The 11,471-nt window shown below is 53.0% G+C and carries 14 protein-coding genes; 2 read left to right on the forward strand and 12 right to left on the reverse strand.

The window, feature by feature from the left end; all coding sequences use genetic code 11:
- Both Q0711_RS02625 and Q0711_RS02630 read right to left on the reverse strand, forming a co-directional pair.
- Positions 1–323: hypothetical protein (locus Q0711_RS02625; protein ID WP_298618020.1), on the reverse strand; the 323-nt coding region annotated here is incomplete at its 3' end.
- An 821-nt stretch (positions 324–1,144) separates the two neighbouring features.
- Positions 1,145–1,276 carry a hypothetical protein gene (locus Q0711_RS02630; RefSeq protein ID WP_298615535.1) on the reverse strand — a complete coding sequence of 44 codons (132 nt, stop codon included), beginning with the start codon at positions 1,274–1,276 and terminating at the stop codon, positions 1,145–1,147.
- Between the two features lie 139 nt (positions 1,277–1,415).
- Here Q0711_RS02630 and nrdR point away from each other — a divergent pair, with 139 nt between their 5' ends.
- Positions 1,416–1,904, forward strand: a complete 489-nt coding sequence (nrdR, locus tag Q0711_RS02635) for a transcriptional regulator NrdR (RefSeq protein ID WP_298615538.1) — start codon at positions 1,416–1,418, stop codon at positions 1,902–1,904.
- On the opposite strand, the gene Q0711_RS02640 is transcribed toward nrdR, so the two are convergent.
- From Q0711_RS02640 to Q0711_RS02655, 4 genes are read right to left on the reverse strand one after another with little or no spacing between them, the layout of a single operon-like run.
- Positions 1,901–3,097 carry a GNAT family N-acetyltransferase gene (locus tag Q0711_RS02640; protein WP_298615540.1) on the reverse strand — a complete coding sequence of 399 codons (1,197 nt, stop codon included), beginning with the start codon at positions 3,095–3,097 and terminating at the stop codon, positions 1,901–1,903. The genes nrdR and Q0711_RS02640 overlap by 4 nt on opposite strands.
- Positions 3,098–3,141: 44 nt before the next feature.
- Positions 3,142–4,134 carry a pentapeptide repeat-containing protein gene (locus Q0711_RS02645; RefSeq protein ID WP_298615542.1) on the reverse strand — a complete coding sequence of 331 codons (993 nt, stop codon included), beginning with the start codon at positions 4,132–4,134 and terminating at the stop codon, positions 3,142–3,144.
- 48 nt (positions 4,135–4,182) lie between these two features.
- Positions 4,183–4,434: a hypothetical protein gene (locus Q0711_RS02650; protein WP_298615545.1), complete on the reverse strand. Its 252-nt coding sequence runs from the start codon at positions 4,432–4,434 to the stop codon at positions 4,183–4,185.
- Positions 4,427–4,708: a helix-turn-helix transcriptional regulator gene (locus Q0711_RS02655; protein ID WP_298615547.1), complete on the reverse strand. Its 282-nt coding sequence runs from the start codon at positions 4,706–4,708 to the stop codon at positions 4,427–4,429. The genes Q0711_RS02650 and Q0711_RS02655 overlap by 8 nt, the downstream gene beginning before the upstream one ends.
- A gap of 43 nt (positions 4,709–4,751) precedes the next feature.
- Between Q0711_RS02655 and Q0711_RS02660 the strand changes: the two genes are divergently transcribed.
- Entirely contained in the window at positions 4,752–6,149 is a 1,398-nt protein-coding gene (locus Q0711_RS02660) for an aminotransferase class I/II-fold pyridoxal phosphate-dependent enzyme (protein WP_298615549.1), read from the forward strand.
- On the opposite strand, the gene Q0711_RS02665 is transcribed toward Q0711_RS02660, so the two are convergent.
- The 6 genes from Q0711_RS02665 to acpP form a co-directional block, all read right to left on the reverse strand.
- On the reverse strand, positions 6,146–6,763 hold the full coding sequence (locus Q0711_RS02665; RefSeq protein ID WP_298615552.1) for a DUF3727 domain-containing protein: 618 nt from the start codon (positions 6,761–6,763) through the stop codon (positions 6,146–6,148). The genes Q0711_RS02660 and Q0711_RS02665 overlap by 4 nt on opposite strands.
- A gap of 121 nt (positions 6,764–6,884) precedes the next feature.
- Entirely contained in the window at positions 6,885–7,295 is a 411-nt protein-coding gene (locus Q0711_RS02670; RefSeq protein WP_299041499.1) for a hypothetical protein, read from the reverse strand.
- 4 nt (positions 7,296–7,299) lie between these two features.
- On the reverse strand, positions 7,300–7,701 hold the full coding sequence (locus tag Q0711_RS02675) for a hypothetical protein (protein ID WP_298615558.1): 402 nt from the start codon (positions 7,699–7,701) through the stop codon (positions 7,300–7,302).
- Between the two features lie 96 nt (positions 7,702–7,797).
- Positions 7,798–9,792 carry a transketolase gene (tkt, locus tag Q0711_RS02680; protein WP_298615561.1) on the reverse strand — a complete coding sequence of 665 codons (1,995 nt, stop codon included), beginning with the start codon at positions 9,790–9,792 and terminating at the stop codon, positions 7,798–7,800.
- A 34-nt stretch (positions 9,793–9,826) separates the two neighbouring features.
- Positions 9,827–11,089: a beta-ketoacyl-ACP synthase II gene (gene fabF / locus Q0711_RS02685; protein ID WP_298615564.1), complete on the reverse strand. Its 1,263-nt coding sequence runs from the start codon at positions 11,087–11,089 to the stop codon at positions 9,827–9,829.
- Between the two features lie 4 nt (positions 11,090–11,093).
- Complete coding sequence (gene acpP, locus Q0711_RS02690; protein ID WP_298615567.1) at positions 11,094–11,339, reverse strand: acyl carrier protein; 246 nt, start codon at positions 11,337–11,339, stop codon at positions 11,094–11,096.
- Positions 11,340–11,471 lie beyond the last annotated feature (132 nt).

The raw sequence follows: 11,471 nt of genomic DNA on the forward strand, positions 1-11,471 counted from the left end.
GTAACAGATTGCTGCTGGGCGTGCGATGAAGTGTATTTTAGACCTAAAATCCAGAAAATTTGCTGGGTAATTGCTTCATATTGTTCAATGGAAATCAAATCTTTTTTCTGATGTAAAAGAATCAGCCGACTCAATTGTTCAGTGACGGTGGCCAACTCCTGTGGGTCAGGGTAAAGACTCTCCAGTACAGCGTATAAATCTGCTTCTGCATTTGCCACTAGCCCCGCACCCTCATAAATGACAGGCTTGAGAAGTGGCTCGTATTGCCGCAACAATCGCCGCAGGTAATAGATCATTGAAATTGATAAGCCGGGAATTGCCACTGAACCAATCTCCTTAGTTCTGAGTTAGGGAACAGGAAAATTACTGACTAATCCTTGAGTCAGCAATAATTACAACAATTAAATCTTGCACCTACGCCGATAGTTGTTACCTAAGCTACAACTCCCCCCCATACTATCAACTGACTCACAGCCTAACCTTGAACTCAGGGAAGCCATTTTTAGACTAACCTCGATAATTGTTCAACGACAATAGTCTAGGAATTTCCTATAGTTCTGTCAATTAGTTTTTGTGTTAGGGAATACCAAGCAACTCTACTTTTAGAAAGCTTAAGATTTAATTAATATTCTATAGGTGGCTTAATTGACATTCATTAATTGATCCGAAAAATATCCATTAAATGATCTAAATAATTAATTTTGAGATGTTTGAGTCTCACCTTGAGATTAATGATCATTTATTACTCCCCTCGCTAAAGCATAAATTTAATCTCGACAGAAAATTTATCAATCCAAAGCTGGCCAAAAGAGCACTTCAACTTTGGGATTGTTTCTAAATTATCCTAGAACTTTGATCACTCATTCTTCAACACTGCACGGCCATTCTTGTTTTTTAATTAATAACTGAGATAAGTGAGCGGTTAAATAATTCAGAATTATTTAAGCTTCCTAGGATCCTTAACTATCTTCCTTCCGCGAATATTCCACCGCCAAGGAGAGGTCTTAAATTTGGCTGAGACCTAGCGGCAAAGTCTGCCGAGCAATCTAGCTCACTTTAGCTTTCAATTGGTGGCCAGAAGAGAAAAGCTTTCTGGCTCTCTGCTGTATCCATAGCCATTTACGTTAAATTTTGGCAGGGCACACTAGTGTACAAAAAAGCCCACAATTAGCAGCGGAATAAAAAGACTCAGCGCCACAATCAGCAGTAAATTTTCTGGCTCGACATTGATGATCATGGGTTGATTGTTCTTTTTTTGGGGGTCAAGATCAGTCATCGCAGGATACCCAAGGGATACCCCTACCCTAACAAACGCTGTCGCAGTCTTTGCAAATGTTAAGCAGCCCTTGCAAATGTCAATCACTCGCAAGAATCCGCTATGATACTGTCAGGTGCCTAAATAAGCGGGGATCCCTATGCAGTGTCCCTATTGTTGCCATACGGATAGTCGCGTTCTGGAGTCTCGATCGGCAGAGGGGGGTCAAAGTATTCGACGGCGTCGGGAATGCCTTAAGTGTGGCCGTCGCTTTACCACCTACGAGCGGATTGAGTTTGTACCCATCACGGTCATTAAGCGCAATGGCGATCGCGAGTCCTTTGATCGCTCGAAATTGTTGCGGGGGATTATAACTGCCTGTGGCAAAACAAACATTCCCCAGCAAAAAATTGAAGCTCTGGTGGATGATATTGAAGCAGATTTACAGTTGCGATCGCGCCGCGAGGTCACGAGCGCAGAAATCGGGGAGGCAGCACTCCAGCGGCTGCGCCATCTCAGCGAAGTGGCCTATGTCCGTTTTGCCTCTGTTTATCGCCAGTTCCAAGGGATTAGTGATTTTGTTGCCGAATTAGCTCATCTGCAACAAACACCCGCCTCTCCAGAGTTGGTGACGGCCTCCCGCTCCTAGAGAGACTTCATGGGTAAATCGGCATTGATGGTCTCAATGAGGCGTTGTTCTTCGTTATTGATTTCGCCAATGTAATGATCAAAAATTTGGGCTAGGCGCGGTTCATAAAAGCGGTGCAGGCTATAGTTGGGGGTAGCGGGGAAGCCTCGCCGTTTTTTATGTCGTCCTCCTGCGCCGGGGTCAAAGCACTGAATCCCCTGGGCGATCGCCCACTCAATGGGTTCGTAGTAGCAGGCATTAAAGTGAAGGCAATCAATTTCACGGGCACTGCCCCAATAGCGACCGTAAAGATTAGTCCCCTTGGTAATACAAAAGGACATGGCAATGGGGTGCTGAGCACCGCCGTTGGGATAGGCAGCAAAGAGCACCACTCGATGGCGATAGCGATCGGCGAGAGCCTCAAAAAACTGCCGTGTCAGATACTTGCTCCCCCACCAGCCAAATTTGTCGCAGGTATCGGCATAGAAATCGTACATCTGTCGCAGGAGGCTGCGGCTCACCTCCTCTCCCTGATGCACCCGAAACGTCAGATCCGCTTGGGCAACGGCCTTGCGTTCCCGCTTGATGTTGCGGCGTTGGTTAGCATTGAAATCCGCAAGATAATCGTCAAAGGTTCGATAGTTACGATTGCGCCAAATGTAGCTGTGGTGTAACCACGCCCGATAGCCATAGGCTTCCACAGCAGGCTGCCATTGGGGATCAACGTAGAGAAAGTGGCAACCGGAAAGGTGGTGACGCTGGCAAAGGCGATCAATTTCATGCAGCATCACCCTTGTGATCAGGTCTGCGTCCACATCCTCTGCCATGAGAAAGCGATAGCCGACCGCCGGCGTAAAGGGCGCCATCCCTAAGAGTTTGGGGTAGTAGCGAATGCCTAGCCGCAGAGCCAGATCCGCCCACTGGTGATCGTAGACAAATTCCCCCTGACTGTGGCCTTTGATATAGAGGGGAGCAGCGGCTACCAGTTCCCGCTGTCCTTGGCGATCGCGCCAAACCAACAGATGATGGGGGAGCCACCCCGTTTGCGGTGTAGCGCTGCCGGAAGCCTCAATTTGATGCAGCCATTCCCATTCAAAGAAGGGGGTTTCTAGAGGTAGAGCCAGGGCATCCCACTGCTGTTGGGGCACGCTGGCGATCGCATTTACCCACTGAATCGTTAGCTCTGGTGCCAGTGTCGCTGCAAATTCTGCCATGGTTCTCAGGGAAACCGCGCCTCTGTTGTACTATAGCAAGCCCTTTATAGAAAGACACTGCCATCGGGCATAACAGCCTCCTCCAAGCACGCCCCCAGCAACAGCGCACTACTGAGATCGGCGCGCATTAGGTTGGCTTGGCGCAAATTGGCGCCCTTGAGATTCGTGCGGGCAAGGTAGGCATCAATGAGGCGAGCCTCCTGTAGATCAGCCCCTGTTAAATCCGCACGCCGCAAATCCGCCTTATTCAGCACTGCTTCCCGCAGGGTTACCCCTTGGGCCTGAGCATCATCAAGCCGTGCCTCTGAGAGAATTGCTTGACTTAAATCCGCTTGATTGAGAATTGCTCCCCGCAGATCCACTTGAGCCAGCCGTGACTGCCGTAAATTACTGCCCACCAGATTCGCTTGATAGAGAATGGCACGTGTGAGAATGGCTCCCTGAAGATTGGTATTTTCTAGATTCCCTTGGGCAAGGCTGACGCTGTTGAGGTTGGCCTCCTTGAGATTCGCCCCCTTGAGGTTAGCCCGCGATAAATTGGCTCCCGCCAAGTTCGTTCCCTGCAGATCCGCTTGGCGTAGGTCGGCACCCGCCAAATTTGCCGCTTCCTGGTAGTTCTCTTTGCGAAAATTCGCGCTGCGCAAACAAGAGCCGGCCAAAACGATATGACTTAAATTCGCTTGTCGCAAGTCACTGCCGAGGAAGTTGCAATCTCGAAAAACTGCTAACGTGAGATCCGCTCCCTGTAAATCGGCGCGATCAAACACGCAGCCATGACATTGGGCCTCATGAAAATGACTGTCCTGAAAAGTTGCTTGGGTAAAGTTACACCCCTCCAGCCGTGCGCCGGTCAACAGGGCATAGCTAAAGTCCGCACGGCCAAAGTGACAAAATTGGAAATGTACCCCCTGCAAACTGGCGCCTCGTAAATCAATGCCAATCAAATCAACACCTACAAGACGAACGCCCGCCAGATTTACCGTTTGAAAATCGGTTTCGCCCTTGGCATAGCGAGCGAGCAACTCTTCAGCGTCCATGTCAATCTCAAGTAGGGAGCAACGCTGTTATTCCAGAAACGCCTATGATTAACATTGCCAGCCACCATGCTGGAGAGCGTAATAGTGCAAAATTTCCTCAAGTCGTGTTTGCGTCTGTGGCGAAGAAGTGGGGGACACGGTCACGGCAATCCCTTCAATTTGACTCAGATCATAGTCAAAGTGGGAACAGGTTTGGGGTAGCAGCCGCACAGACACCCCCTCCAAGAGCTGCAGGTGAGCCGCCAATTCGCGATAGACGGCTAAGGGCATCCGCGGGTTATAGTACACCTGTTCACTCATGGGGTTGCTTAGGGGGGGTGGGCAACGCACAACAATTGACATCATTCAAGCAAACTTTACCCCATGCTAAAGCCCAACGCACGAGTGCCACGCGATTCTCCGATTTTGTTTTCATCAGAATATTACTGATGTGGTTATCTACCGTGCGCTTACTGATGTCTAGTTTGGCGGCAATATCCTGGTTGGTTAGTCCCGCTGCCACCAGTTCTAAAACCTGTAGCTCACGCTCCGACAGCAGTGAATACTCCAGTCGATCGTCTTGCGGTATAGACATCCCTGAATCCGTATAATTACTTAGACCCCTCTATTAATTGTAGTTGACAACTTCTCTCCTTGCTGCTCTTTTAGCCCAAAACCACACAATTCCCTTCCACGTGCCCGGCCATCAACGGGGTCGAGGCATGGAGTCGCTACTGCGCGCCCTTTGGGGAACGGCCTTAGCCCAAGACTTGAGTGAATTGCCTGCTCTCGACAACTTGGCTCAGCCCACGGGCGTGCTGCGGGAGGCACAGGCGGCGGTGGCGGCTACGGCGGGGAGCGATCGCGCTTGGTTTTTGGTGAATGGAGCCACGGGTGGTCTTTTGGCGGCACTGTTAGCGACACTGCATCCCGGCGATCGCGTTCTTGTGGGTCGCAATGTGCACCGCTCGGTGATTGCAGGACTGGTGTTAACGGGGGCCAAGCCCGTCTATTTGGGGGTGAGGGTTGATCCGCAGTGGGGGCTGCCACTGCCGGTGACTAGGGAGGTGGTTGCCGCCGGTTTGGCCGCCTATCCCGACGCTAAGGCGGTTGTGCTTGTCAGTCCCACCTATGAAGGGCTGTGCTCACCCTTGCGAGAGATTGCCCAGTGCGTCCATGAGCACGGCCTGCCTCTGATTGTGGACGAGGCCCACGGCAGCCATTTTCGTTATCATCCGGCATTTCCCGTTGCCGCGTTGGCGGCGGGAGCCGATGTGGTTGTGCAATCGTGGCACAAAACTCTGGGAACCCTAACCCAAACGGCTGTCCTCCATCTGAAGGGGGAGCGGATTGCCCCTGAGCGCCTAAGTCAAGCCCTAAACTTGGTACAAACCACCAGCCCCAGCTATTGGTTTCTGGCGGCGCTTGAGCGGGCGGGCTATCAGATGGCTCAGCAGGGACGGGAAATTTACGAAAGGCTTCTCCAGTGGGTCAACCGCTATGAATGGTGCCTGCCCCGTTGGCAGCCCACAGGCATCCCTCAGGATCCGCTGCGATTGACCCTAGGGACTTGGCCAATTGGTCTGACGGGCTTTGAACTAGATGAGTTGTTGCAACCCCAGATTATGGCTGAGTTCCCCGCTGGGCGATCGCTCACCTTTTGTCTGGGGCTTGGCACCACACAGGCCATGCTTGCAACTTTGGCCGATCGCCTGAACACCATTTACACCGAATACCGCCACCATGCGCCTCTGGCGCCCCTGTCTCTGCCGCCGAGTTCCAGCCTTCAAGAAAGCCCCTGCTCACCACGGGACGCCTACTTTTGTCCTCAGGTCTCGGTTCCCCTCAAGTCGGCTTTGCATCAGATCAGTGCCGAGACCATCTCTCCCTACCCGCCGGGAATTCCCACTGTGATTGCGGGCGAGGAAATCACGGAGTCAGTTATTGAAAACTTGCAATACCTCAAGGAGCTTGGTGCAGAGATGGTAGGGGCTGCCGATCCCACCCTACAAACCCTGAGGGTCTGCAAAGTCTAATCTTCCCAGTCCTCCTCTTCCAGTAAATGGCTCACCAGGTGCTGCTCCAAGAGGGGTTGCAGGTGCTGAAAGTCTTGAGGGGAGAGAAGTTCCGGTTCTTGGCCAGGCACTAGCCGAGCAACGTAAAGGGTGGGACTCAGGGGCGTATAAACGCTGTATTCCCGTGTCCCACAAAAGAAGCTACTGCCGAGGGGTTGATACTCCTCAATGTCTTCGTCGGCTTCCACCTCCACCCTGAGAACGTCCTCTTCATCGAGATCAGGGAGGTCACCGGACACGGTTAAGGTCAACGCTGTGCGCTTGAGGGTGAGGTTTTGTTCTTCAAGGATGGCACGGGCTGTATCAAAGACCGCATCAATTTCATGCTCCTCTAGGGGCATCAGGGTTTCTTCTTCGTCGTTTTCCGCCACAACCGTAAAAATTTCGACGGGATAGTCTACCGGACGCAACAGCGCATAGGTTTCCCCTTGGACATTCAGGCGGAACTCGATGTAGCAGTCTAAGAAGCGACCTGCCTCATCGTAGAGGCGAAGCTGCTCCATCTCTTCTTCAAAGTCTTCGTCCTCCCAGGGCTGCTCATTACTATTTTGCTGGTTTTGATAGTTTGAACCCATGCTGCTTCAGGAAAAACTACTTGGGAAAGATTCCCTATGGCATTGGAGCATACCATGCAGCGGGTCATCGTGGGGCATTCCTTGGGGCAGCTTTGGCTGATTTTTCTCCAAAAACCTAAAATTAGGGGGTCTCCAAAGCGGCAAATAGTGCTGCCACTACCTGTGCTGCCTTCTGATCCAACTTGTGCCAGTCCACTTCCCCAGCAGCATCAAAGAGGCTGAGATCCGCTTCCACCTCCCCCACCTGAAAGTCATGGATGCCGCTGTAGTCGAGTTGGGGAGTGTACTGCTGAAAACAAATTTGGTAGCACAGCTCCCACAGGTTTACCCGCTGTTGGCGATCGCCCTGCCGTAAATGCAACCAGTAGAGAATTTGGGGTTCTGCGTCCCCGCAGGGAATCTCAACGGTTTCATAGCTACCCTGCCAAGGAGAGGTTTCCAGCGATCGCCGCAGATGATCTAAAAGGCGAATCAGCGCCGGTTGCATCAGTTGCGCCGCTGCATACCAAGGGTGGTCAGTGTTGGCAGTCATGGGGTTAGGCCTTTGGTTTCTTCACATTGTAGGCTTCGTGGGACAGGACGCTGCGGGGTTCAATGCGATCGCCAGTGTCGTAGCAAATGAGACGGTAGTGATAGTTGAGGGGAATACTAATGACACGGCGATCGTGATTGAGGCGCTTGCCCTTGAACCGGCGATAATCAGCGCCCGTAAGAATCTCGGCAATCACTTGGCGTGCCTTAAGCACAATTGACTTGGGTAATCCCTCCAAATCAATCACATCTTGGGCAAAGGAGGCTGCCCATTCCTGTCGCGCTGCGCGCGCTTGCTCGCGAACCGTTACTTCTGGCGTCTTTGCCTGCAGCTCCTGAGCGCAGCGATGACATGTCTGACCATAGCCTTGATGACCGCAGGGAAATCGTTTCCGACGACGGGACATAGGGCATTCCCCAAAAAACAAAATAGGGCAGAAAGTTGTACCCCCTGCCCTGCTCATCTAGTTATATTCTGTGCCTAAAGAGGTAGCCTGAGCAAGTTAGCCCAGAAGGGCATTGGCCTTGGCCACCACATTCTCCACAGTGAAACCAAATTTCTCCATGAGGACATTGCCCGGCGCCGAGGCGCCAAAGCGGTCGATTGACACTGTGGCATCGGCATAGCGACACCAACCAAAACTGGTGGCCGCTTCCACCGCAAGCCGCTTAACCCCCGTCGGCAGCACACTGGCTTTGTATTCAGGGGACTGCTCCTCAAAAAGTTCCCAAGAAGGCATGGACACCACTCGCACTTTCTTGCCGTTGGCAGTCAGTACTTCGGCGGCTTTGACACAGAGGGAGACTTCTGAACCTGTGCCGATCAGGATCAAGTCGGGGGTACCTTGGCAATCCACCAGTGTGTAGGCTCCCTTGGCCACATTGGCGGCAGAAGTACCGGCCAAGTTAGGCACATTTTGGCGGGTAAGCGCGAGGAGGGTCGGCTGCTTACGCCGTTGGATTGCCACTTGGTAGGCACCCGAAGTTTCATTGCCATCGGCAGGGCGGATCACCAAAAGGTTAGGAATTGCCCGCAGGGAAGCTAAGGTTTCTACGGGTTGGTGAGTGGGGCCGTCTTCGCCAAGGGCAATGGAATCGTGGGTCATGACATAAATGACCCCTGCTCGGGAGAGGGCTGAGAGGCGTAGGGCAGGCCGCAGGTAATCGGCAAAGACCAAGAACGTAGCACAGTAGGGAATCAAGCCGGAATTGTGGAGGGCAATGCCATTGCAGATGGCGGCCATGCCGTGCTCGCGCACCCCAAACCGAATGTTGCGATTTTGGTACTGGCCTTTTTGGAAGTCACCGGAGCACTTGAGTTCCGTGAGGTTGGAGTGGGTCAGATCCGCAGACCCACCGATGAGTTCCGGCAGCTTAGGGGCGATCGCATTTAGGCAAATTTCCGAATGCTTGCGGGTGGCCACAGCCTTGTCTTCGGGCGTATAGCTCGGCAGATCGGCATCCCAATTGGCGGGCAACTCCCCGCGCAGTAGCCGTTCAAACTCGGCGGCCTCCTCAGGATATTTCTGGCGATAGGTGGCCAAAGTTTGGTTCCATTCGGATTCATAGCTAGCACCCCGCTCAATGGCTTTGCGGAAGTGATTCAGCACCTCTTCAGGAACCACAAAAGGCTCATAGGGCCAACCGAGGTTTTCGCGGGTGAGCTTGACTTCCTCAGGCCCTAGAGCCGCGCCATGCACTGCGGCAGTATTGGCTTTGTTCGGAGAGCCATAGCCAATGGTAGTGGTGATCTTGATGAGGGAAGGTTTGTCGGTTACCGCTTTGGCGGCTTCAATGGCTTTGGCAATGCCTGCGAGATCCGTATTGCCATCGGCCACGTGCTGCACGTGCCAACCGTAGGCCTCAAAACGCTTGCAGACATCCTCCGTAAAGGCAATGTCGGTGGAGCCGTCAATGGAAATATGGTTATCGTCGTAGAGGGCAATGAGTTTACCCAGACCCCAGTGACCGGCGAGGGAGCAGGCTTCACCGGAAATGCCTTCCATATTGCAGCCATCGCCGAGGATGACATAGGTGTAGTGATCCACTAGTTTGACATCGGGCTTGTTGAAGCGAGCCGCCAAATGCGCCTCGGCCACTGCTAAGCCAACGGCATTACAAATCCCTTGACCGAGAGGACCTGTGGTTACTTCCACACCGGGGGTTTCAAAGTTTTCGGGGTGACCGGGTGTGCGCGACCCCCATTGGCGAAACTGCTTGATGTCCTCAATCGTAACACTGTCGTAGCCCGTAAGATACAGCAGGGCATACTGCAACATACAGCCATGACCCGCTGAGAGGACAAAGCGATCGCGATTGAACCACTGCGGATTTTTGGGGTTATGCCGCATGAACTGGTTCCAGAGCACATAGGCCATGGGTGCTGCCCCCATGGGCAGACCGGGGTGCCCAGAGTTGGCCTTTTGCACCGCATCGATCGCTAGGAACCGAATGGCATTAATACAGAGTTCATCAAGGGATTGAGTCACCGCAGGCATTGCTTCCTCTCTCTAATTGGGTTTGCAGCAGAAGTTAACGGTCGGGAGTGTATTTGCGGAAGGCCAACGTTACGTTATGCCCACCAAAGCCAAAGGAGTTGGACAAAGCCACCGTCACCGGACAAGCCCGGCTCTGATGGGGAACATAGTCCAGGTCGCAAGCAGGATCTGGCTGTTCCAAGTTAATTGTAGGGGGGATGCGATCGTGGGCAACTGCCATCACCGTAGCGATCGCCTCAATGCCCCCCGATCCCCCCAAGAGATGCCCCGTCATGGATTTTGTCGAACTCACAGGAACACGACGGGCATTTTCCTCCCCAAGGGCGCGCTTAATGGCGGCGGTTTCCGTACTGTCGTTGGCGGGGGTACTGGTGCCGTGGGCATTGATGTAGCTCACCTGATCCGGGGTAATTCCCCCATCCTTAAGGCAGGCTTCAATGGCACGGGCGGCCCCTTCGCCCCCCGGTGAGGGAGCGGTCATGTGGTAGGCATCACAGGTGAGGCCATAGCCCACCATTTCCGCATAAATGCGTGCCCCGCGGGTCAGGGCAAATTCCAATTCTTCCAGAATTAGGATGCCGGCTCCTTCGCCGAGGACAAAGCCATCACGGCTGAGGTCAAAGGGACGACTGGCATGCTGGGGGTCATCGTTGCGGGTGGACAGGGCACGCGCAGCCGCAAAACCGGCCACTGACAGGGGCGTGATTGCTGCCTCCGTACCACCGCAGATCATTGCCTTAGCATAGCCATGTTGCACCATGCGGAAAGCATCGCCGATGGCATTGGATCCCGCTGCACAGGCAGTCACGGCACAGGAATTAGGCCCTTTGGCACCGGTGTGAATGGCGGTGAGTCCAGCAGCCATGTTGGCAATCATCATTGGAATCATAAAGGGACTGCAGCGACTGGGCCCCTTGGTGAGATAGATCTCCTGCTGCTCCTCCATCACCTTGATTCCCCCCACACCAGTGCCAATAATGATGCCAATGTCCGTGGCATTGCTGTTGTCAATGGTTAACTGGGCATCCGCAAGGGCTTGCTTGCTGGCAGCCACGGCAAATTGGGCAAAGCGATCCATACGCTTGGCATCTTTGCGATCCATGTAAAGGGTGGGGTCAAAGCCCCGCACCTCACCCGCTATGCGGCACTCATGGTGACTGGCATCAAAGGCCGTGATGTAGTCAATGCCGTTGCGACCGGCCATTAACCCTTCCCAATACTCCGCAAGGGTGTTCCCGAGGGGGGTAATTGCTCCCATCCCCGTGACAACTACCCGTTTTTGGTGCGCCTTTGCCATGGACCTATGCAGCTACCTTACTATTGATAAAGTCAAGGACATCTTGGACGGTTTTGAGTTTCTCTGCCTCTTCGTCCGGAATCTCTACGCCGAAGGCTTCCTCAAGGGCCATGATCAGCTCCACAGAATCGAGGGAGTCGGCATTGAGATCTTCGGCAAAACTGGCTTCGGGCACAACTTTTTCTGGATCAACACTCAGTTGATCGGCAACAATTGCTTTGACCTTTTCGAGAATTTCAGATTGATTCATAGATGCCTGAACTGATGGACAACGATGGAGAACAGGAATTGATGCGGGCGATCGCCATTCCTCAAATCTAGGATGTTTCGTGCCCAGAATCAACGCGCCACAATTATAGGACAAAATGGGGATCCCCTAAGA

Origin of the sequence: uncultured Thermosynechococcus sp. (assembly GCF_937958135.1) — a bacterium.
GTDB lineage: Bacteria > Cyanobacteriota > Cyanobacteriia > Thermosynechococcales > Thermosynechococcaceae > Thermosynechococcus.